The 21,834-nt window shown below is 44.1% G+C and carries 17 protein-coding genes, 1 tRNA gene and 4 pseudogenes; 11 read left to right on the top strand and 11 right to left on the bottom strand.

Annotated features, from left to right (window positions below):
• Nucleotides 1-266 precede the first annotated feature (266 nt).
• From L5L77_RS08080 to L5L77_RS08070, 3 genes and pseudogenes are all read left to right on the top strand, one after another.
• Nucleotides 267-350, top strand: a pseudogene (locus tag L5L77_RS08080) (MBL fold metallo-hydrolase); the annotation flags it as partial.
• Nucleotides 351-496: 146 nt separating this feature from the next.
• The gene (locus L5L77_RS08075; protein WP_263138399.1) at nt 497-2,236 is read left to right on the top strand and encodes a methyl-accepting chemotaxis protein; all 1,740 of its coding nucleotides are present in this window, start codon (nt 497-499) and stop codon (nt 2,234-2,236) included.
• A gap of 344 nt (nt 2,237-2,580) precedes the next feature.
• A pseudogene (locus L5L77_RS08070) lies at nt 2,581-2,938 on the top strand (IS3 family transposase); the annotation flags it as partial.
• A 23-nt stretch (nt 2,939-2,961) separates the two neighbouring features.
• Here L5L77_RS08070 and L5L77_RS08065 read toward each other — a convergent pair.
• From L5L77_RS08065 to dnaQ, 5 genes and pseudogenes are all read right to left on the bottom strand, one after another.
• Nucleotides 2,962-4,037 (bottom strand): annotated as a pseudogene (locus tag L5L77_RS08065) (ISAs1 family transposase).
• 77 nt (nt 4,038-4,114) lie between these two features.
• Nucleotides 4,115-4,414: pseudogene (locus L5L77_RS08060) on the bottom strand (helix-turn-helix domain-containing protein); the annotation flags it as partial.
• A 163-nt stretch (nt 4,415-4,577) separates the two neighbouring features.
• Nucleotides 4,578-4,654: transfer RNA gene (locus L5L77_RS08055), tRNA-Asp, on the bottom strand.
• Between the two features lie 391 nt (nt 4,655-5,045).
• Nucleotides 5,046-6,419 carry a TIGR03503 family protein gene (locus tag L5L77_RS08050; protein WP_263186745.1) on the bottom strand — a complete coding sequence of 458 codons (1,374 nt, stop codon included), beginning with the start codon at nt 6,417-6,419 and terminating at the stop codon, nt 5,046-5,048.
• 10 nt (nt 6,420-6,429) lie between these two features.
• Complete coding sequence (gene dnaQ, locus L5L77_RS08045; protein ID WP_173496648.1) at nt 6,430-7,158, bottom strand: DNA polymerase III subunit epsilon; 729 nt, start codon at nt 7,156-7,158, stop codon at nt 6,430-6,432.
• A 70-nt stretch (nt 7,159-7,228) separates the two neighbouring features.
• On the opposite strand from dnaQ, the gene rnhA reads away from it, so the two are divergent.
• Nucleotides 7,229-7,699 carry a ribonuclease HI gene (rnhA, locus tag L5L77_RS08040; RefSeq protein ID WP_006081489.1) on the top strand — a complete coding sequence of 157 codons (471 nt, stop codon included), beginning with the start codon at nt 7,229-7,231 and terminating at the stop codon, nt 7,697-7,699.
• A gap of 161 nt (nt 7,700-7,860) precedes the next feature.
• On the opposite strand, the gene L5L77_RS08035 is transcribed toward rnhA, so the two are convergent.
• Together L5L77_RS08035 and L5L77_RS08030 are read right to left on the bottom strand one after the other, a co-directional pair.
• A complete protein-coding gene (locus tag L5L77_RS08035; protein WP_263186746.1) occupies nt 7,861-8,769 on the bottom strand; it encodes a LysR substrate-binding domain-containing protein in 909 nt (302 codons plus the stop codon).
• A 35-nt stretch (nt 8,770-8,804) separates the two neighbouring features.
• Nucleotides 8,805-9,542: a class I SAM-dependent methyltransferase gene (locus tag L5L77_RS08030; protein WP_105252336.1), complete on the bottom strand. Its 738-nt coding sequence runs from the start codon at nt 9,540-9,542 to the stop codon at nt 8,805-8,807.
• Nucleotides 9,543-9,696: 154 nt separating this feature from the next.
• Here L5L77_RS08030 and gloB point away from each other — a divergent pair, with 154 nt between their 5' ends.
• Both gloB and L5L77_RS08020 read left to right on the top strand, forming a co-directional pair.
• The gene (gloB, locus tag L5L77_RS08025; protein ID WP_263222527.1) at nt 9,697-10,488 is read left to right on the top strand and encodes a hydroxyacylglutathione hydrolase; all 792 of its coding nucleotides are present in this window, start codon (nt 9,697-9,699) and stop codon (nt 10,486-10,488) included.
• 232 nt (nt 10,489-10,720) lie between these two features.
• Nucleotides 10,721-12,268 (top strand): LysM peptidoglycan-binding domain-containing protein, encoded by a 1,548-nt coding sequence (locus L5L77_RS08020; RefSeq protein ID WP_263222526.1) that lies wholly within the window; start codon nt 10,721-10,723, stop codon nt 12,266-12,268.
• Nucleotides 12,269-12,392: 124 nt separating this feature from the next.
• Here L5L77_RS08020 and L5L77_RS08015 read toward each other — a convergent pair whose 3' ends face one another.
• Genes L5L77_RS08015 through L5L77_RS08005 form a run of 3 tightly spaced genes read right to left on the bottom strand, consistent with a single transcriptional unit; the run spans nt 12,393 to nt 15,391 of the window.
• On the bottom strand, nt 12,393-13,013 hold the full coding sequence (locus tag L5L77_RS08015; protein WP_263161005.1) for a BsuPI-related putative proteinase inhibitor: 621 nt from the start codon (nt 13,011-13,013) through the stop codon (nt 12,393-12,395).
• Nucleotides 13,013-14,839 (bottom strand): AsmA family protein, encoded by a 1,827-nt coding sequence (locus L5L77_RS08010; protein WP_263186747.1) that lies wholly within the window; start codon nt 14,837-14,839, stop codon nt 13,013-13,015. Before L5L77_RS08010 ends, L5L77_RS08015 begins: the two co-directional genes overlap by 1 nt.
• 57 nt (nt 14,840-14,896) lie before the next feature.
• Nucleotides 14,897-15,391, bottom strand: a complete 495-nt coding sequence (locus tag L5L77_RS08005) for a putative 4-hydroxy-4-methyl-2-oxoglutarate aldolase (RefSeq protein ID WP_028760092.1) — start codon at nt 15,389-15,391, stop codon at nt 14,897-14,899.
• Between the two features lie 220 nt (nt 15,392-15,611).
• Between L5L77_RS08005 and L5L77_RS08000 the strand changes: the two genes are divergently transcribed.
• Nucleotides 15,612-15,932, top strand: coding sequence for a hypothetical protein (locus L5L77_RS08000; RefSeq protein ID WP_028760093.1), 321 nt, complete (start codon nt 15,612-15,614; stop codon nt 15,930-15,932).
• Between the two features lie 251 nt (nt 15,933-16,183).
• Here L5L77_RS08000 and L5L77_RS07995 read toward each other — a convergent pair whose 3' ends face one another.
• Nucleotides 16,184-17,956 (bottom strand): DUF885 domain-containing protein, encoded by a 1,773-nt coding sequence (locus L5L77_RS07995; protein ID WP_263186748.1) that lies wholly within the window; start codon nt 17,954-17,956, stop codon nt 16,184-16,186.
• Between the two features lie 312 nt (nt 17,957-18,268).
• Here L5L77_RS07995 and L5L77_RS07990 point away from each other — a divergent pair, with 312 nt between their 5' ends.
• The 4 genes from L5L77_RS07990 to L5L77_RS07975 form a co-directional block, all read left to right on the top strand.
• A complete protein-coding gene (locus L5L77_RS07990) occupies nt 18,269-19,672 on the top strand; it encodes a DEAD/DEAH box helicase (protein ID WP_263186749.1) in 1,404 nt (467 codons plus the stop codon).
• Between the two features lie 61 nt (nt 19,673-19,733).
• Nucleotides 19,734-20,234: a peptidylprolyl isomerase gene (locus L5L77_RS07985; RefSeq protein WP_105252328.1), complete on the top strand. Its 501-nt coding sequence runs from the start codon at nt 19,734-19,736 to the stop codon at nt 20,232-20,234.
• A 671-nt stretch (nt 20,235-20,905) separates the two neighbouring features.
• Nucleotides 20,906-21,592, top strand: coding sequence for a DMT family transporter (locus L5L77_RS07980; RefSeq protein WP_263222525.1), 687 nt, complete (start codon nt 20,906-20,908; stop codon nt 21,590-21,592).
• Nucleotides 21,593-21,661: 69 nt separating this feature from the next.
• Nucleotides 21,662-21,834, top strand: a 173-nt coding sequence (locus tag L5L77_RS07975) for a transposase (RefSeq protein ID WP_263148818.1), incomplete at its 3' end; no start/stop codon positions are given.

Here is a 21,834-nt window from a genome sequence, read left to right as displayed (position 1 = left end):
ATCCAGTATTAGAGAAAGTAAAATCAGGGGATAATCTACAGCTCAATGTTAAACATTACGTGGCGCAACATCCTCACTGATTTTATAGTTTGGAGATAGCTAATCATCCAAAACCTCACCTACAGCGTTTGAACATTCTCAACAAATAGTTGTCCAATTTGGGTTGACCAGAAAAAATGACGGGTTTCAACTTGTCAGCCAAGACAAACTGAGCCGGAGAATGCTCTGTAGAATATTGCAAAACGGGTTTTCATTATAACTAATATTTCATTCCTGAGCACGGTCCTATGTCGACCTTTGGTGAAGAGCGCGAGCATAATCCCTTTGTCGCGGACCAACTTTTACTCTAAGTGTCACGTCATTAAGAACTGTTTGATTTGTGAGCGATAATCACTCGCAAATCAAACGATTATTTCCGTTGATTGTTCCACTTTTACCCATGTTTTCTGGTTTTCCTTCTAGACTTAAAGCAGTTCTTCTGTCTATTGGGGTAAGTATGAAAACAAAAACCATGATGAGTGTGGTATTTTCGACCATAGTCGCGAGTGCCGTGATTTCTGCGGCACTGAGCTTCAATGTTAAGTCTAAAATCGATCTCTTTAATGATGCTGCCAGCATCCGATATCAGTCCTATCAAGTCGCCGATGAGTTAAGGCAAAGTTCCGATGACTTAACGCGTCTCGCTCGCACCTACGCTGTCACAGGCGATGAAAAATACGAAAAAATGTATATGGATATTTTAGCTATCCGTAATGGTGAGAAATCCAGACCCGAAAAATATCATCAGATTTATTGGGATTTAGTGCTGAATTATGGCGATAAACCTAAGCCAGACGGTGCGAGAATTGCAATTAAAGCACAAATGCAGTCCCTCGGTTTTTCCGATGAAGAATTTCATTATCTCGAACAAGCCCAACAAAACTCAGATGCGTTAGTTGCCCTCGAAGTGAAAGCCATGAATGCCGTCAAAGGTATCTTTATGGACCCCAACACCCAAACTTACACGATCAAAGGCGAGCCTAACTTAGCCATGGCGCGGGAGTTATTGCATAGCGACCAATACCATAGAGAAAAAGCCAAGATCATGCAGCCGATTGATGAGTTCTTTACGGCGTTGGATAAACGTACCGATGGTGAAGTTAATGGTCGTCTCGACTCCTTACATGCGGCATTAAACTGGTCTCAGTTCGTGTTATTTATCGTGATTTTAGCGGCCGTTGGTGGTTTCATTATCGTTAAGAGCCGGATTGTGACTCCCTTAGTGCAGACCTGTAGTGAGTTGCTCGACATTCAGCGCTCTAAAAATCTTGCGCGGCGGATTTCTGTTACCACCGAGGGAGAGATTGGCGAAATCGTTAATCAAATCAACTTGTTTATCTCTTCCCTTGCCAGTTCCTTATCGACAACGGATGGCATTGCTAAAGAGGTGGCTGATTTAGCGAAGCAAACTAAAGCATCCATTCAAGTTTCGCGTGAAAGTTCCAATCGAGTGGCCAGAGAACTGGATGCCAGTGCCAGTGCGATGGAAGAAATGACCACGACGTTGGTGCATGTAAGTGAGAGTACGTCAAACGCTGAAAGCCGCGCCGCTGAAAATGAAGCGCATGTCACTGTGGGTAAACAGACGGTATCGGAAGCGTTGAAAGCCATGTCGGTATTAGAAACTGAGTTTACCAACACTCAAGATTCTATGTCGCATCTAGTGAACGAAAGCACCCAAGTCAGTAATGTGTTGAGTGTGATTAAGGCGATTGCAGAGCAGACGAATTTGCTGGCACTGAATGCCGCGATTGAAGCCGCAAGGGCCGGTGAGCAAGGGCGAGGCTTCGCTGTGGTGGCCGATGAGGTTCGATCATTAGCCCAGCGCACCCAAGATTCCACTAAGGAAATCGATGATATTGTCGCAAGCCTTCAAAATCGTACGAATCAAGTGGGTACATCTGTGACTCAAGCGGCGACGCTTATGCAAAAGGCGGGGGTAGAGTTGCAACGTATCGTAGCTGTATTTGAGGATATTCGCCACAGTACGGAAGCGATTCATGGGATCAATACTCAGGTTGCCGCTTCGACTGAGGAACAGTCCTTGGTTTCTAAAGAAATCGCTTCGAGTATGATGGTGATCCGCGATAATTCCCGTGAAGTATCACAGATTATCGAACAGATAGAATCGACCTCTATTAGCCTAGATAATCAATCCCAGATACTGCGCACTAAGGCGGGGGAATATCAGTTTTAGATGACCGCTACAAGAATACTCCATTCAAGACTTGGATAATGACATGGAATCATCCACTTTTAATCGGCCTTGCAATGGACAAAGATATAATAGGTAGTAATTAAAATTCATCAGAAAGATAACGGGTCCAACTATGAAAATAAATGAAATATTTAGCTAACTTCATAGCGCTATGTGGATAACATTGCCAACATCACTGATTCGAAAAAATGTGCACTGTTCTGGTCTAATCCCATCGTACATTTAATTTTGAGACAGTATAGTCAATAAATTATGAGGTTAATATGAGTCTGAAAAAATAACATAAGAGTTATCCGCAGGCATTTAAAGATGAAGCCGTCTTGATGATGCGAGAACAAAGTTATAGCGTTGCCGATGCGGCAAAGTCTCTTGGAGTTAGCACTACTCCGCTTTACAATAGGAAGGAAAACACCAAGCCCTGCAACAAAGCATCACCTTAGAAGAGTCTGAGCGTGATGAGTTGAAGCGATTGCGTAGAGAAAACAAAGAATAACGTATGGAGAAAGAAATTCTAAAAATACCCAAGGGGCACGCCGAGGCCAGCGCCTTCTTTACGAGAGAAATGAAGTAAAATTTCGTTTCATCAAACTGCAATCCAACCTGTTTCCCTTAGCACTGTTATGTCGAGTAATGAGTGTCAGTCAATCAGGATATTACGATTGGCATAAGCGGCCTGCAAACCAGGGAAAGAGCGTGAATGTTTTTTAAGCATTTATTATTTTATCCAAATACGCTGAATTCATTGCAGCTAGGCGTCTCATGCGGCGAAGACTTAATTTACTCGGTTCTTTTTTGAGAATGTTGACGGTAACCTGCTGCAGCCTTGCGAGATTTTCTGCACCATCGCCTCGGGATATCTGACATGCATCCTCATTCATGATCACATCCAGTCCCCAATGAAGCTGATTTTCAACAGCCCAATGACCGCGTGCGGCGGAGGCTAATTCTTCAGCCGATAATTGGCGGAACTGATGTAGTAACGTGTCTGCAGCGTTCCTTTGCCTTTGTTTACCCGACAACTAATAACTTTGCCAAAGCTGCGTATGGTCGGCAACTTGGCATCAATTAGCTCCGTGGGTGCATCTATAATTTGGTGTTCCCGATATTCTTTTCGGCCATGCTGCGCCTCGATTTCAGTGGTGTTTTCGACATCCTCTGACTGAACGGCAAAGGCCTCTTTTACGCGCTGATGTAAAGCACTTTGATTACCTTTTACGGCTAACAGGAAGTCGGCACCTTATGGTATGCGCAATATCTGCTTGAGTACCCATAGCATCAATGGTGACCTGTGTGCCTTTAATATTCAATAAAGCTAATAATTCAGGGATCTCATTGGACTTCGCATCAGTTTTAAGTTGTCCCATCACCACACCATTGGTGACAGAGAAAGCATTCACCATATGAATAGCGGATTGACGCTCTTCTCAGTTATAAGAACCGCGTAAGGTTTTGCCATCAATGGCAATGACTTGCCTTGGATCAATTGTTGGGTTGCCTGCATCCATGAAATAAAAGCTTGTCGCAACACTTCTGGATCAACTTTGCTGATAATTCGTGCGATAGTGTCATGAACAGGAATACTTTTGCTGAAATAACCATACCTCTTCAGTATTTCCAAGTGGCAATGGCCAAAGTCTTCAATATCTTCCCAGCCCTCAGAGCCACCGATGACCGCCACCACGGTTAGGAACAACACATCGAACAAGGGATAAGTCACTTTGGCGGCCTGTCGGTGGTCTTCAATAAGTTCAAAGTGTTTGGTAAGAGAAAGAAGGCTCATGATCGTGTCTCGGCAAAAGAGAATATAAGATCACAAAGCCGTCAAATTGAGAAGTATTGCCCGTTTGAATGGCTGAAAATTGTTCGCGACCTCACCCTGCCACCCAGTTCAGATAGGCTTTGGTGCTGTACGAACGCTTTGAGCTTGGCTTGCTGTGCAATGGACAATGTCGCAGGACGGCCTGGATTAGGCGTATCGTCTAGACCACTCAAACCTTGAGCTAAATAGGTGGATATCCATCGATTGACACTGGTTCTACTGACCTTGAGCATGCTTGCGATAGCGGTACGAGAATGACCTTCGCTGAAATAGAGCAAGGCAAGATACCGCATACGTTTACGTGCGCTCTTCTCCGATTTCACTAAATAAATATAAATAGTATTTCGTGGCAAAATGCTAAAAATTGACCCTCGGTTAAAATTGAGTTGAGGTCACAAAATGGTCACGTTTTGGTCACAGTCACGAAGAGAGAAATAGGAATATTGGATGAATTAAAATCAAAAAGCCCAAGCTATTTAATAGCTTGGGCTTCATGAATGTTGGCGGAGCGGACGGGACTCGAACCCGCGACCCCCGGCGTGACAGGCCGGTATTCTAACCAACTGAACTACCGCTCCAAATTCTTCCATACCCAAATATTTGACGGGTATCTAACCCACTAACCCCAGCGTGACAGGCCACTGATGTTAAAACGATAGTCTAACCAACTGAACTACCCCTCCAAATCTTTCCATATCTAACTATCTAACGGGTATCTAACCCACTAACTCCAGCGTGACAGGCCGCTGATATTAAAACAGAACGATAATTCAACACACTTATCAAGGCTCTGCTTAAGATGCGAAGAATAATACGGTTGAGCCCTGCAGGCGTCAACCGTTTTTTTACTTCGATTTATCATTTGATTAAAAAAAAGCCAAGTCAATTGCAGACCTTGATTTATATCCCAAATATCGCTGCAACGTTCCAGTTCAAAGTCATAAATCAAACACATTAAGTAACGCTTGGCTAACGGTCTTTATCTGCCTCATCTGGCATAGTGAGATCGATTTCATCTAATGAAGGCGCTGCGGGTGGATTTGCAGATGCTTCATTCAATAAACGTAACTCCGCGGCAGCTAAGGCCTGCGCCAAACTTTGGCGCTTACGCCACACAATTAATCCCACCACGCCTAAGACTAATAAGATAGCGTTGACTGTAATGATCCAGAACATTGCATCTTTCTTCGCAAGCTCTTCTTCCTCTGCCGCTTTTTGTGCAGCAACAGCAGCCAGCTCTTCGGCACTTGGTGGTGGTTCTGGTGGTTCAATTAAGTTAAAGAAAAGCTCAGGTAAATCCAGCACGATTTCACGACCAGTGACAGTCGTCGTCGCCACAAAACCTTTAATTCGATAACTACCAAACTCTGTCACTGTAGGTAAATCTAACTCAGAGTCAGGCTCAGTGAGACCATTAACAACCAAAGGCAGTTGCAAGCCAGCAGGGCCGACTAACTCAAAGGAAAAATGCGTCTCAGCCAGCTGCAACACTGTCTTATCCACGTGTAACATGACTTTCCATTGCCCTGTTAGCGGATCGTCAGGGGTAATAACTTCTAGATTAATTGGCCGAGGTGACAATTTAAACGGGAATGAAACCTGCCGTTCAAACACATTATTACGTGCCTGCACGACAAACTCATAATCACCCCAAGGCTGCTTTATATTGATATTGCTGGTAAATACACCATCGTCGGGTTTTTCATCGTAATCTTCACCATTGTCTTTATAGGAACCAACAATAATGTCACCAGCAGCAAAATTTTCATCGCCCGCCTTATGTTTACTCACAAAATGTGCCGTCCATTCGACTAAATAATCTAACCCAGGCATACGCACACGCTGCTCGTCACCCATTAACTGCGCGACAATTTTAACTTGTTCACCTTGGAAGATTGGCTGTGGTAAAGGCTGGACTTCGATTTCGAGTTTAGAGAGCTTCTTAAGGGTTGAACCTGAGACAACCTTGCCCACCAACTGCCAAGGTCCGGGCTGTGGCGACTCAATGTAAATAATATCGCCCGTTATACCATCAACCCACTTAACGGTTGCGGGATGACGATTGGCGTACCATTTACTGCCATCGGGTAACACTATGACCACAGGCGCAGAGCCATATTCACGCTCCACTAATAAGGTCATGTTATCGACCATATGATCAATACGAAAACGGTTTTTAAGCTCGGAAGCCGTCTCCAATCCTACAATCGGCGTAGCCTTAGGTGGCTTGACGACTTTTTTGGCTGGATCTAGGTCAGCGGCCAATACACTCGCCACACTTAATAACAGCGTAGTGGTAAGAAGGCAAAAAGCTAAAATGGGTTTATGGCGCGACATCGGCATAGTAATTCTTCTATCCTCTCCAGAGGCATTTACCTGATTTTGCGACTAAATCAAGGCGTTGTTCATGCATTGTCAATTCATCGGCCGATGCGCCAATCACTTTAAGATTAAGTGATTGTGGATCAAAACGTTGAATTCCCCCCGCTTCCTGCCCCGCTTCTTCATTAGACAAATTAAACTTTGTCTGTCCGCCAGTCATGATCAGATAAACATCGGCGAGGATCTCGGCATCGAGTAATGCGCCGTGGTACTCGCGGCGAGAAGTATCGACGCCGTAACGCTTACAGAGCGCGTCGAGATTGTTTTTCTGGCCGGGATGTAAAAACTTAGCAATCTCTAAGGTATCGAGGATCTGACAAATATCAGCGGTTTTCGGACCACGCGGCTGCAGCAGTGAAAACTCATGATCCATGAAGTTCACGTCGAAGTTCGCGTTATGTGCGACGATTTCAGCGCCATCGATAAAGTTGATAAACTCTTGAGCAATTTGATGGAAACGCGGCTCTTTAGCCACGCGCTCATCGGTAATACCGTGAACGGCGATGGCTTCGGGATCGATTGCTTGACCTGGATTGATATATTGGTGGTAATAACGCCCCGTCAAACGACGGTTCACCACTTCCACACAACCTATCTCGATGATCCTATGGCCTAAATAGATGGCGCCGCTGCCCTGGTTCATACCTGTGGTTTCGGTATCTAAAATAACCTGACGGCTAGCATTAGAGATAATATTCATGTTTTTATGCGCTTCTTATGACAATTTTTAGTTATACTCGGCCGAAATTCCCGGCTATGGTAACAATTTGATGACTGAACTAAAACTGATCCACATCTTCACCGACGGCTCTTGCTTAGGCAATCCCGGTCCTGGCGGCTATGGCATTGTAATGAATTATAAAGGCCATACAAAGGAGATGTCCGACGGTTTTGCGCTCACGACCAATAATCGCATGGAATTGTTAGCCCCAATCATAGCGTTAGAAAGCTTGAAAGAGCCTTGCCAAGTCGTGCTCACCAGCGACAGCCAATATATGCGCCAAGGCATAATGACATGGATACATGGCTGGAAGAAAAAAGGTTGGATGACATCAAACCGTACCCCAGTCAAAAACGTTGACCTATGGAAACGATTAGATAAAGCCTCACAGATGCACACTATCGACTGGCAATGGGTCAAAGGTCATGCAGGCCACGCCGAAAACGAACGTTGCGATGTGTTAGCTCGCACCGCGGCAGAATCTAAACCAACCCAACCCGATTTAGGTTATCAGCCTTAACCCAGTGCCACTCAGTGTAAACTCGCTAAGTGCGAAAAAGTAAGTTCGATGCAATCACGCCTAAGTTAAACATTTGGGCGTGATGATTTATTTCACTACTCACTGTCAGCTCACCGTTAACATTCATGCTCACTATTTATGAGCCATTGCTATCAAACGGCTTATTTTAGTTCCACACCTGCAATATTGAAAAAATTCTCACAAAACAGCACAAAAGCTTGACCTAGGGATGTCGCCTGACGGCTCTTATGGGTGATGCGATAAAACTGCCGCTCGAGTACGAGTCCCTCAATCGTGACTAACGCCAACTCTTTACGACTGATTTCTTTCTCCAGCGCCAACTCAGATAACACCCCAAGCCCAGCACCTTGTTTCACGGCCAATTTAATCGCATCCGGCGTAGTAAAGCAGAATTTAGCCTCTGGCTGCATATCCAACTCATTGGCGGCATTTACAAAATATTCGCGAGTGCCCGATCCTTCCTCACGTAGCACCCAAGACAGGCCTTTAACAACTGCAGGTTTAACCACTTTCCCCGCCAGAGGATGCGCCGGATGACAAAACACCAGCAGCCTATCCTTATGCCATGCCTCGACACTCAAACGATTGTCAGTGCAATGGCCTTCAATAAAACCCATTTCAGAGCGGAACTGAGCTACCGCTTGGATCACATCTTGAGTATTTGTGATCGCCACATCCACATGGGTTTGAGTGTGCTGCTGACAAAATGCCACTGCGGCTTTCGCCATCAGATAGTTACCTATGGTCGAACTGGCACTGATACTTAAGCGCCCAACCAAATCGCCACCATGGTAGGTAAATGCCTGCTCAATTTGCTCAACACGGTGCAATAAATCCGTCGCCAGTGGCAACAGTAAATTGCCCTGCGAGTTCAGCTGTAATCGATTACCAATGCGCTCGAATAGGCGGGCATTGAGCTGTTTTTCTAACTCAGCCAAAGCCATAGAAGTGGCAGGTGGTGATAAATTAACCTGATCCGCCGCCTTTGCGACTTGGCCGCTACGTGCCACAGCTTCAAATACCGCCAGTTGTCTCAAGGTGATCCGCATATAAAAAAACCTGTACTTAAAAAGGAAATGGCTTATCAGTTTTCCGAATGCTCTGATAAATGCCCTGAACGTCCCGCGGTCGGTGCCGTGGTCCAATTCGTTTGCCGCACCTTACGTTTATCGCGAATAGGCGTGAGTGGCGACTCGAGTTTACGCGCCACAATCAAATACAAACTGCCCGCGCTAGGAAGCCATGACGCTAAACTCTGTTGAAAAAATCTACCTTGGGTAAACTCGCCCATTAATGGGTGGTAGACCAAACGCTCATCCCCCACCACTTGATAACCTAATAAACCTAACCAATCTCGCACCCTCGAAGGCATAAAAAAACGGCCATTCCAAGGAAGACAATCCTGATATTTAGGCCATAACTTACCCAAAAATACCGGACTCAAGGGATTAAAACCGACGATAAAAAGATAGCCTCCGGCGATGAGTACCCTATCGGTTTCGCGAAGAATACGGTAAGGATCGGGTTCAAATTCGAGCAATAGACTCATCACCACCGCATCTATCGCCGCATTCTGCAGGGGTAAATGACAAAAATCGCCTTCAATCGAGGCGCCTTTGGATGGCGAGAGTGAAAAATGATGGGCGACTGGCGATGCCATGCTCGACAATTCGGCACTCAAAGGCCCTAACTTTAATAAATGATAACCAAAGACTCTTGGCCACCAATCTTCAAGCTGTTTAGCGACGGCTTGCTGTAGTGCCTCACCATTGGGTAGGTCACTCCATTGTTCGGGCTTGAGCTCAGTACTAAAATGCGACACAGAGTTCCTCCGTTAGTTGGGTAGACAAGTATCCAATTGGGTCAAAGATGACCAACATTCTGCCACAGGGCAAAAGCGGCAAAGGTCGCCAAGGGCCGTTCACTCATGGATAATACCTTTATCTTCAAATTGAAATACGGACATAGGCAGTTCTATGCTCACTATAACAGCGATCAAAGCCTTTAATGACAATTATATCTGGGTGTTACAACAACAGCCCCATACTCAGGTTTATGTTGTCGATCCCGGCAATGCAAGTGTGGTCATTAACTACCTGCAAGCCAATCAACTCACGCTAGCGGGTATTTTACTGACCCACCACCACAATGACCATACGGGTGGCGTAGCAGCGCTTCAAGCCTATAGTCATAATAGACTCAGAGTTTATGGTCCAGATAATGAGAAGATCGAAGGCATCACACATCCACTGCACGCAAAATCCAAGCCCAAATTCACGCTGGAGTATCTCAGCGCTGATCTGCAAGTCTTAGATGTACCAGGCCACACTGCAGGACATATAGCCTACGTTGTTGAAGATGCCTTATTTTGCGGTGACACCCTGTTTAGCGGCGGCTGCGGACGCTTATTTGAAGGCACGCCAGCGCAAATGCTTAACTCACTACAGCAACTTGCCCAGCTTCCCGCCGACACTCGGGTTTATTGTGCCCATGAGTACACACTTTCAAACCTCAAATTTGCCCTCGCGGTCAATCCCAACAATCGCGAGCTCCAAGACTATAACGAACGCGCGATGCAGTTACGTCGCCAAGACAAAGCAACTGTTCCCTCCACCATCGCTTTAGAGCGTGCCATCAATCCCTTTTTACGCCCCAGCGACACTGAAATTGTCGATAACATAAAACAGCATTTTAGCGGTCTAAATCACGCAAATTTAGACGAACTCAGCGGTTTTACCTTACTCAGACAGTGGAAAGATAATTTTTGATCACAAAAGCAATATTATAGATTGAAATTCAAACAGTTTTTCTCATTTTTGATGATGTAAGTCAAAAATGGCCTTACATTATGTACGATAATTAAGGGACAAGATCGAAAAGATCCCATAGAATGGCTCGTTTTGCGTGAAAACTTTGCGCGCTGCGTCGTCTTTATCTTCATATAAAACATACTGTTACTATAAAGAAAAGCGATGCACTAACAGAGGACTACCGTTTTCAATGAGAGTATCACTTTATGTTGTTGTAGGGGGATTTGCCCTACTCACAGGCTGTCAAACATTAGACAACCATGGCGTTAACCAAACAGAAGTTGAAGCCGTCACAACCGAAAATACAGTCCCAGAATATTACCTCGCAACCGAGGCTCCATCGGCGCAAATTACCGATGTGTGGGAGCGAATTCGTCAAGGCATGCAGTTACCGGTTCCAGATCAAAAATTGGTGAATCAATACCGTGATTGGTACATCAAAAATCCACAGCATCTGGCGATCATCTCGGAACGTGCTGCACCTTATATGTACATGATTGTAGAAGAACTTGAAAAGCGTCATCTTCCTATTGAGATAGCTTTGTTACCAATAATTGAAAGCGCCTTTGATCCTTCCGCATCATCGACTGGCGCGGCATCGGGTCTGTGGCAATTTACCACACCTATGGCCAGTCATTTCGGTTTAGAAATGAACTGGTGGTATGACGGTCGTCGTGATGTCCCCGCATCAACGACTGCGGCGCTCGATATGCTGGAATACCTCTACGATAAAACCAATAACAATTGGCTTTATGCTATTGCTGCCTATAACTCGGGTGAATCACGGGTGCTCAATGCAATCAAACGTAACGAGAAAAAAGGCTTAAAAACGGATTTTTGGTCATTGGATTTGCCCAGAGAGACGGAGCGCTATGTGCCGCAACTGCTCGCACTGGCAGAAGTCATTAAACACGCTGATGAATATGGTATTTCTTTAGCGCCAATTGACAACAATCCGACTATTGAAGTGGTTGATATTGATAGCCAAATTGATTTAGCCATGGCGGCAGGTTTTGCCAATATGACCACGCTTGAGTTACAAAAACTCAACCCAGGTTATAACCGCTGGGCTACGTCGCCACTTGGTCCGCACACCTTAGTGCTACCAATTGATAAATCGGAAGAGTTTAAAAAAGCGCTCGCTGAAACAGAAACCGAAGATAGGATCAGCTGGTTACGTTACACGATCAAATCTGGCGATAGCATTGGCAAGATTGCTACGCAGCACCATACGACCGTTGCCGCTATTCGCGCCGCCAACGGCATGAAAAGCAACACGATCGTCGCAGGCAAGCATTTGATTATTCCTGTCGATGCGCAAGACAAGCAGCTTTATGCCCTGTCAACTAAGCAGCAATTGCCGAAAAAATCACATGCTGCAGTTGAATCAACAAAAATTGCTTATCAGGTTAAGTCAGGAGACACACTCTCAGAAATAGCCCAAGCCCATAAAGTGACGGTGAAACAACTCAGCACTTGGAACAAATTGGCTAAGAATAGCAAGCTACAAAACGGTCAGAAATTAGTGATCTTAGCACCAAAGGAGCTTGAGCAAACCGCCCAAATTCGTACTGTGAATTACAAGGTAAAATCCGGTGATTCACTTGCCCGTATCGCCAATAAATTTAACGTAACTGTTGCCGAGCTACTCGAGTGGAATAGCCTAGCGCAATCACAGTATTTACAACCAGGCCAAGTGATCAAATTAGTGGTTGATGAAACTAAGTTGAGTGCGTAGGGACTAAACTGGCACATAGTTCGAACGGATTAGTGCTATAAATCCTAAGCAAAATTGAGCCATAGATAACAAAAAGGCAGCAACCCTATCGGATTGCTGCCTTTTTCTATTATGAGAGGCGACGTTATTCCATCGTCAATAATAAAACAACAGGCGCCATAACAACGGCATCAGACTCTAATGCTTTAGCGGCAAAATGCGCTTCTAAGCGAGCACCATCTGCAGGTATTCCTGCAAATGCTTTAGGCGGAATACTAAATGAAGTCGTGATCACTTTCCCTGCCGCCAATTGGCTATCACGTAATGCTTGGGTAAACATCATATCATCCGACCAAGCCCACAGACGTTTGCCCTCCTGCGTTACCAACCACAAATCCGCCGTCATCCCAGAGTTATAACGTAGGCCGACTGCATAGGTTTGTGGATTTGTCACAGTCAATGTCGCCTTAACCGGCTGCTTAAAATCGATAAAAGGTTCTAAAGTTAATTCACCGCGAAGCAGGCCTTGTGCCTTTTCTGCCATCACAGGTTCAGCCTTTAATGTCGGAGTGCTTTTAAGCCCAGAAACATCGAGTGCCAGATCGGCAGCGCGAATAATCTCAGGCTGAACGGCCGCAGCTGTTGTAGTCTCACCCTTGGTTGACTGACTCGTGTCAGCGGCTTCGGGCGCCGAGCACCCAACAAGTTGCCCGCCAACAAAAGCACTCGCGCAAACAAGTAATGCGTAACGCGTTGAAGCAACCATTAAAAACCGCCTAGTTTTTTCAATAAGGAGTCTTTTAATTTTTCCTTAGCTTTGTCGGTTTCTTCCTTTAGCTGATTATTCAGTAAGGCTTTAGTATCCAAAGCATATTCAGGTTTTTGGAAAGTGCCTGTAATCGCCAACGGAATGTCAACTCCAGCCAGCGCATCTTTGTCGCTACCACCCTGACCCTTCAATGAATTCACTAGGCTAGCGGTTAGTCTGTAGTCCAAGGCTTCAGTCAATAAATTCGCAGTGCCTTTACCATCCAAACGCAGTAAAGGCGAAGACAAGGCAAGATCTGGATTCGTGGCAACGCCATTATCCAACGAGAAACTGCCCGTCAGACTCGAGAAGTCAGTTTTGCGCTCCGCCTTCGTTTCTGGCGATAAGTCGCCCTTTAACTTAGCTTGTGCGCTGCGGATCATCTGTGGAATATTTACCCCGTATAGAGCACCGTCATTAATATCAAAATGACCATTCGCTAACAAGTTTTTCTTTAACTGCTCAGGGATCAAACTCTTACCTTTCCCCTTCACATCAAAGTTGGCTGTACCGGCCAATAAATCCACATCCGCCGCATCTTTCAGCAAAGGACGAATTTGTACGCCCGTCACTTGTTTATCAAATTGATAACTCGCCACTGCTTGACGAGCATCAACCTGAGCGCTCACCAGCAACTGACCTTGATATAAATCCGCATTCAATTTCGTCAGATCTAACACGCCATTTTTAATGCCCACATCCATTAACCAATTTTGAGTCGACAGATTCGCGACCTTAATAGACTTAACAGTCAACTTGAGTTTTACATCAAGCTGCTTAAGGGCTGAGAGATCAGGCTCAACTGCCTGAGTGTTTGCTGCTGGCGCTTGTTCAGCGGTGGCGGTGGCCTCTGTTTTAGGTAACAGCGTATCTAAATCAATATCGCCGACTTGAAAATCAGCATTGATTTGCGGAATTTTTGTGGCGTAATTCACGCCAACTTTACCCGCAGCGGTAATGCTCGCCGCGGTAAGCTGCGCAATATCGACGGACAATTGCTGTTTATCAAGGGCGATTTGAGTTGCTAAGCTGACAGATGTTTCGAGTTTCTTGTTCGGAATACTCTCACCTTCCACCACAGTATCAATTTTCAGCCCATTGATAACGAGTTGTTTAAAGTCTCGACTGAGTTTTAGTTCACCTTTAGCTTCGCTACTTATCGTCATATCCGGCATAGTTGCACTGAATTCAAAGGCGATAGGCGCAAATTTATCTAAGGAAAACTCACCTAGGGTGAAGCTACTTAAGGTAAAGACTTGAGTCTGCTTATTAGCTTCGTCAATCAAATTAATTTGGGTATTGGTGATAGAAATGCCACCAATATTAATGTCGTTAAGTTTGGCATTCGATGAAGATTCGGCGGCAGCTGGAGACGCAGTTTTTGGGCTATTATCGCCGCTCAACCCATCGAAACTGCTAGTGCCATTTTTACGGGTGACTAAATTGATCGTTGCGCCATCGAGACTCAATTCTGCAATTTCAATTTTCTGACTAAACAATGGCATTAGCGCCACTTCAGCAACGGCTTTTTTGACTTCTAACATAGCCTTAGGCGTAAAGCCTTCAGGGTTAGATAAAGACACCCCTCCTAAATTAATACCTATGACAGGGAAAAATGTCCAAGATAAATCGTCAGTAATGACTAATTCACGACCCGTTTGTTTTTTTACGGCATCGACTATTTCAGGTTTAAAATCATTAGGGTCGAAAAAGACGGTGAGATAAACGGTAACTAAAAGAATGAGCGTCACCATTAAGGCTAAGAGCCACTTAATGAATTTCATATAAATATCCTTATCAAAAACAACTTGAATTTATAGCAACTAATGCATTTAGAAATGTTAATTTAAAAATGCAAAGTTCAACATTTCATCACTTACTGCAATACCATTTTCATCTGCATAGAGCATCATACCGGGCTTAACCGTCACGCCCCCCATATCGACAGCCACATTAATTTGGCCTTGACCTAACTTTTCGGTTTTTATCGGCATAGCCCCTAAGGCAAAGACACCTAAGCTGAAAGTATTTAATCTCGCCACATCGCGAACACAACCATTAATCACTATCCCTTGCCAACCATTATCTAAGGCGCTCTGCGCTATGAGGTCACCTAATAGTGCGCGGCGCAGAGAACCGCCGCCATCGACAACGAGCACTTTTCCATGCCCATCCTGTGCAAGTATCTCTTTTACCTTTGAATTATCCTCGAAGCACTTTACTGTGACTATCTCGCCCCAGAAGAGCCGTTTACCACCAAAGGGTTTAAATGCAAGGGGAAGTAACTGTAATTTAGACGGATAGTGGTCGAATAAATCTGGTAGTAGATCAAGCATTTGAATCTCCATGATAGTCTATAACTTTAGACTACTCATAATTGTAGACCCCGACAAGGTCAAAGCAAAAATCAGCGGAATTTTTTATTTCATTTTAACGTGCAAAGGCTTGGTGTATATTGGCATAAGCATTATAATCTGCGATAGTTAACGTCCTATGACACTATTTAAAGTTTCATACATTTGTTCCCACACCTCTTTGTTATAAAGCGAAAACCAAATGACAACTGATCTTGATTTACAGAGCGCAATCGCAGCTCTTGATGAGTATGGATATGATAAGAAAGTCTCAACGGATCTTGAGCAAGCACGTAACAAGCAACAAATGGGTAAATATATTAAATCTCTCGACTATAGTTTACGTCGATTATTGATATTACAAGAAACCGTTAATGAGTTAGTTGAAGAAAAGAAACATCAATTAGCTCAGCAAGAGAATATTCAAACCTACAAAACAAAAATCATTAACTTGTCGAGAGAATTTAACATTTCTTACGATGAAGTATTAGCGCTGATGGCATCATCTAAATCTAAGAAGTAAGTTTATCGCTATTGTGCTCTATCACCACGCAGTTAAATTGTTTGATTAACATCTGCATATGCCATATAACGAAATATATACTTTTTCGGTTATATGGCAGAGTTTTCGACTTTTCATTATTCGCACAGTGTTAACGATTTCATTTCATAAGTAACAATGCCAACTTATGTTAAGCTCACACTATACCTGTCTAGCTATTTGGCATAAAAAAGCAGAGCCTAAGCTCTGCTGATTTATATCAATATGCGAACTTATTTGCTCTGCATTAATTGGCGAATATATTTCACTGGTGCACTACCATAACTCAAGAATGTTTCGTGGAAAGTTTTAAGGTCAAAATCTTTACCTTGCGATTTTTTGTATTCTTCACGGAAATCATAGATTTCTCGATAACCTGAATAGTAACTCGTCAGTTGCACTTGACTAAGTGTCGCACGGCGCCACTTGCCTTCAGCTTCAGCTTGCTGTTGGAAGGCTTCATTCATCATCAGGGCAATAGCTTGGTCTTCGGTCATGCCTTTCACATGAATGCTATAATCCAAAATCGTGTTACAGATAACACGTAAATTCCACTTGTAGTACATCAACCACATTTCAGGCTCAAAATTGCCATAGCCTTCTTCTAACATCATACGCTCGGTATAAACCGCCCAACCTTCAACCATAGCGCCATTGCCAAATAAACTTTTCACTAAACTCGGAGATTGATTAGAGTAAACGAGTTGAGTGTAGTGCCCTGGGATGGCTTCATGAATATTGAGGATTTGCAGGATCCAGTGATTATATTCACGTAAGTAACTCTCAGCAGACTCATCACTCATGCCATCGAGCGGCGTCACGTTATAATAAGTATTACCTGACTTCTCATAGGGTCCAGGAGCACTAATTGACGCACCGGCATAACCACGCATATATTCGGGCGTTTCACGGACAACGAGTGGCTTTTTAGGATCTAATGTGACTAGGTTTTTCTTATTTACAAATTCAATCAGCTCTGGAATTTGCTTACGCACTTCATTCACGAATTCATCGCGCTGAACATGCTGAGTCGATAATTTATCGATTAATTGGCGAATGGCAAGCTTACTGTCAGCAGGCTTTGGCGTAGTAAAATATTTAGGCCATAACTTATCGGTAATTTTGGCCATTTCTCCTTGAACACGATCTTTATCAGCTACGGCTTTTTGATATAGCTGTTTCGCCGTCATCCCCGCTTGGATATCAAAGGCAAATTTTTGCTCATATAACGCCTCGCCAATTCTAAAACTACGTGCTCCATCTTTTTTAAGTTGAACCACTAATTTGTCTAACCAAGCGATATGGCCGTTAATCGCCGCAGTGGCCGCATCGAAACGCGTTTTAAATAACGCTTTTTCCGCATCAGTCAGACCAGAGTCGGCGACCTGTTTTAATAAGTCATCGGAAAAAACCGAAAATGCACCTTGATTCTGCAGCACTGCTAATTCAGTGTGCTCCAATGTTGGTTTGCTAATGTTCGCCTGCGCGGCAGCATAATAAGCTGGCACATTTTCTAAACGCGCTAATACCGAACGTAATCTGTCATCTAATGGAGCGAAATTTTCATTGATGATTTGGGCAAAACCGCCCGATACGTTGTAACTTGAAGGATCCCACTGCCAGGATTTAAAACTGTCAATTTCCCATGCCATGCTACCGAGTAAATTGTCGATCAGATGGTAATCAATCAGCTCATTCGGCGTTAGCGACTTTTGCTCGAACTGAGTCAATTGCGCTTGCTGAGCTTTCACAAACGCTAAGGTCTTTGCTCGACCTGCTGCATCGGGGATTTCAAGGTAACCATCGTTAACATGCTTGCCACTGTATAAGGCCCAAGTCGGTGACAATTCCCACAATGAATCAATAAAGGATGCTGAAAATTGCTCAAATGAGTGGGCTTTAACTTCAGGTGCGACCACGGGCGCGGTTTGACTCGTATGGGATTGACAACCAGCAAGGCTGGCCAGCGATAGCACTATCGCAAGGGAAATAGCGTTTTTTTTCATTATTATGGGTCCTTTGTTAAGATTTATCAGGCATACAAAAATTACCTCAGTTAATCATATTGCCCCAATAATTGCAGCTATGTTAGCCATGAATACATGCGCGGTTACAAAATTGTAAGTTCTCAATATTTTACCGCCTATCATTCGCCTATTCGACGTATAAGCCCCTCTTTACCAAACACACACACAAATAATGATAATCGCCTATTCTGTTTCACCTCCTGCTATAATATCGCCCTGCTCTACTGTTCATGCTTTAGCGTAACAGTTTGCTTATACATTATTGACCTGACCCTTTACCTGAGACATTCAATGCCATTTTCCAAACTTGGATTAAGCGATCCGATTTTAAGAGCCATCACTGAGCTCGGCTATTCACAACCTACTCCGATCCAAGAAAAAGCCATTCCGGTGATCTTGAAAGGCAAAAACCTGCTTGCTGGCGCGCAAACAGGTACAGGTAAAACCGCCAGTTTTGTGTTGCCAATACTGCAAATGTTCGCCGAGATGCCGAAAATCCGTGCTAAACGCGTTCGTGCATTAATCTTAACGCCAACCCGCGAATTGGCCGTTCAGGTAGAAGACAATATTGCCAAGTACGCAAAATACCTGCCGCTGACGTCTATGGCCATGTATGGTGGCGTGGATGCCACACCGCAGAAACAGCGTCTTATTGAAGGCGTCGATATTCTGGTGGCAACACCCGGTAGATTGCTCGATATGTACACCCAAAGAGCGATTCATTTCGATGAAATCTCGGTATTAGTCCTAGATGAAGCCGATAGAATGCTCGATATGGGATTTATCGAAGACATCAATAAGATCATCGAACGTCTGCCAACAGAACGCCAAAATCTGTTGTTTTCTGCAACCTTATCTAAGCAAGTGCGCTTTTTAGCGAAAACAGCGGTTGAAAACCCTGTCGAAATTGAAATTGCCCGCGACAGCGCAAATGCACCGCAAATCGACCAATGGTTGATCACTGTCGATAAAGATAAAAAGTCGGCCCTGTTAAGCAAACTCATCACTGAACAAGCGTGGAAACAGGCACTGATCTTTATCCAGACGAAACAAGGCGCCGCCAAACTGGTTAGCCAACTCGAAAAACGTAGCATTGCCGCCGAAGCCATTCACAGCGGTCGCAGCCAAGCGGTACGCGAGCAATTATTAGTGGATTTCAAATCTGGCAAACTACGCTTTTTAGTCGCGACTGGCGTTGCTTCCCGCGGTATCGATATCGACGCCCTCACCCGTGTGGTCAATTATGATTTGCCCGATGAAGCCGATGATTATATTCACCGTATTGGCCGAACCGGTCGTGCTGGCGCCTGCGGCGAAGCCATCTCCTTTGTTTCTAAAGATGATTTTAGGAATCTATGTGCTATCGAGCGCCGTCTAGGTCACCTCATAGTGCGTAAAGAAATTGAAGGCTTTGTGCCGAACAAAGAAGTGCCTGTGTCTATTCTCGATTTTGTGCCCAAAAATACTACGCCAAAAACCTTTAAAGCCCGGGCACCTGAGGCCAGATACTCGCGCCCCGCGAAAGAAGGCTCCTTTGAAACCGCCCATGCGAAAAAGCATCGCAGCGCGAAATCAAAGCCAGAGGTTAAAGCCAATGTAACACGGCCGCAAGCTATTCAGACTGACAATGATAACGATACAACGGGTCGCAGCGCGCCCTTTAATCCGTGGAATAGCGGCCCTAAAACTAAGTAATGACTCAGTACAAGTCGTGACTTATTAGATATAAAAACTCATTAAGATAGAAGATATTAGCATGATTACATTTAGCACCAATCTAGGCGACATCACTATAGAACTCGATTTTGAACATGCGCCTGTCAGTTCAAAAAACTTTGTCCGCTATTGTGAAGAAGGCTTCTTTGAACACACGATTTTTCACCGAGTGATCAAAGGCTTTATGATCCAAGGCGGCGGGTTTACCGCAAAAATGAAGGAAAAACCGACCCACGAGCCTATCGTTAACGAAGCCAACAAAGGCCTAAGTAACACCATAGGCACAATCGCTATGGCTCGCACCGATGCGCCTCACTCGGCCACCGCGCAATTCTTCATCAACACAGCCAATAATGACTTTTTAGACCATACTGCCACCACCAATAACGGTTGGGGCTACGCGGTATTTGGTAAGGTTACGGCGGGAATGGACATTATCCAGCAGATTGAGAAAGTCAAAACCACCACGGTCGCTGGCCACGAAGACGTGCCCCGTGAACCTATCGTCATCGAGAAAGTAACGATTAATATCCAAAGTTAATTTTTAAAACAATAATACTTTTTCGTTAATATGATTAATCGCGCAGTTTTAATTGAGCGATTAATCATTTCCCCAAAGTTATTTAGTTAACTTTCCCGTACTATTCAACGCAAATTCATTTTATATAAACCTAAAAACACTAAATCCCCAATACAAAATCACTTAGTATAAAATCAACTGATGGATTATTTAAGCGTTGCCATTATTGACTTAAGACTACTACATATAAAATTAACCTCACAATATAGACCTCTTTCAAACAATGTTATTCATCATAAAAGCTGAAAAACAGCAGCACATACCTGACATCAATATCTTATACTAGCCGCACAAGTTGATAATATTAAAACAATACACCAACCATAATCCTTATGGTAAAAAGAGGCTTAACTTGCCATCTGATATAGATAAAAAAACCATATCTGTATCTATTATCATTTCTTGCTAATGCTTATTATCCCTATTTATTTTTAAGCCAGAATCATTACTACCTTAAGCAGCGAATCCTATTCAGATAAGCAGAGAAAGCTTGCTATAGTGATCAGAAAATGATGTTTCTATTGGATTCTAATAAGCTATATCGTAACTTCTGTGCCTTTGTTGATGAAACCAGAACTCTCATGACAAAACTTTTGACTAGAGATAGCGTCTAAGCATTTAGGGAATTTATTTTGAATAATAGAAAAGGTAGTCTGTTTATGGTTGCTGCGATGGCAGCATTTTCTATTGAAGACATGCTGATCAAATCCGCAGCAGAAACCACCTCTATCGGCCTCATTTTAGCGCTATTTGGCCTAGGTGGAATGTTGATTTTTATACTGTTAACCTGGCGAAAGGGTGAAACTGTGCTTCATCCTGCAGTCTTGTCTACCCCCATATTAGTACGTGCACTATGTGAAATCGTCGGCCGATTCTGTTTTGCTTTAGCCATCACGTTAACGCCACTCTCAAGTGCATCCGCTATTTTGCAAGCCACACCTTTAATCGCCATGCTTGGCGCGGCATTGTTGTTCGGTGAACAAGTGGGTCATAAGAGATGGCTTGCAGTATTGATTGGTTTTATGGGCGTGCTGATGATCATTCGTCCAGGACTTGATGGTTTTGAGGCCACATCTTTATTCGCCGTTATCGCTACCTTAGGTTTTGCAGGACGCGATTTAGCAACACGCGCAGCTTCTCCCGTGTTATCTAATATGCAGCTTGGAGTGTATGGTTTTTTTGTGTTGATTCCTACAGGCTTAGCGATACTGATTTACCAAAATGAAGCAATACAGTTTAGTGCTACCGCAGCAATACAGATAATTGGAGCAATCGTCTTTGGTGTAATGGCTTATAATGCGCTGACAATCGCTATGTAGTGGCACACTAATTTTGGCCACCTAAATAGAGGTGATATTATTACCTCGTAGATGACTTTAGGTGAACACATGAGATCGACAACCAGAAAAACATTTAGTGCTGAATTCAAACTTGAAGCTGCCCAATTAGTCCTCGATAAAAACCATAGCATCATCGAAGCTGCAAAGGCGATGAACGTAGGTAAATCCACTATGGATAAATGGGTGAGACAGTTAAAACTAGAACGCCAGGGTGGCACACC

The organism is Shewanella sp. SM29 (assembly GCF_025654245.1).
GTDB classification, from domain to species: domain Bacteria; phylum Pseudomonadota; class Gammaproteobacteria; order Enterobacterales; family Shewanellaceae; genus Shewanella; species Shewanella oncorhynchi.
This window is presented reverse-complemented; position numbering and strand designations above follow the sequence as displayed.

Bases quoted from the DNA above. Each gene is read 5' to 3' on its own strand.
- L5L77_RS07985 (WP_105252328.1), top strand. From the start codon at position 19,734: ATGATTACATTTAGCACCAATCTAGGCGACATCACTATAGAACTCGAT.
- L5L77_RS08075 (WP_263138399.1), top strand. From the start codon at position 497: ATGAAAACAAAAACCATGATGAGTGTGGTATTTTCGACCATAGTCGCG.
- L5L77_RS08050 (WP_263186745.1), bottom strand. From the start codon at position 6,419: ATGCCGATGTCGCGCCATAAACCCATTTTAGCTTTTTGCCTTCTTACC.
- L5L77_RS08035 (WP_263186746.1), bottom strand. From the start codon at position 8,769: ATGCGGATCACCTTGAGACAACTGGCGGTATTTGAAGCTGTGGCACGT.
- L5L77_RS07990 (WP_263186749.1), top strand. From the start codon at position 18,269: ATGCCATTTTCCAAACTTGGATTAAGCGATCCGATTTTAAGAGCCATC.
- rnhA (WP_006081489.1), top strand. From the start codon at position 7,229: ATGACTGAACTAAAACTGATCCACATCTTCACCGACGGCTCTTGCTTA.
- dnaQ (WP_173496648.1), bottom strand. From the start codon at position 7,158: ATGAATATTATCTCTAATGCTAGCCGTCAGGTTATTTTAGATACCGAA.
- L5L77_RS08015 (WP_263161005.1), bottom strand. From the start codon at position 13,013: ATGGTTGCTTCAACGCGTTACGCATTACTTGTTTGCGCGAGTGCTTTT.
- L5L77_RS08000 (WP_028760093.1), top strand. From the start codon at position 15,612: ATGACAACTGATCTTGATTTACAGAGCGCAATCGCAGCTCTTGATGAG.
- L5L77_RS08010 (WP_263186747.1), bottom strand. From the start codon at position 14,839: ATGAAATTCATTAAGTGGCTCTTAGCCTTAATGGTGACGCTCATTCTT.
- L5L77_RS08005 (WP_028760092.1), bottom strand. From the start codon at position 15,391: ATGCTTGATCTACTACCAGATTTATTCGACCACTATCCGTCTAAATTA.
- L5L77_RS07995 (WP_263186748.1), bottom strand. From the start codon at position 17,956: ATGAAAAAAAACGCTATTTCCCTTGCGATAGTGCTATCGCTGGCCAGC.
- gloB (WP_263222527.1), top strand. From the start codon at position 9,697: ATGCTCACTATAACAGCGATCAAAGCCTTTAATGACAATTATATCTGG.
- L5L77_RS08020 (WP_263222526.1), top strand. From the start codon at position 10,721: ATGAGAGTATCACTTTATGTTGTTGTAGGGGGATTTGCCCTACTCACA.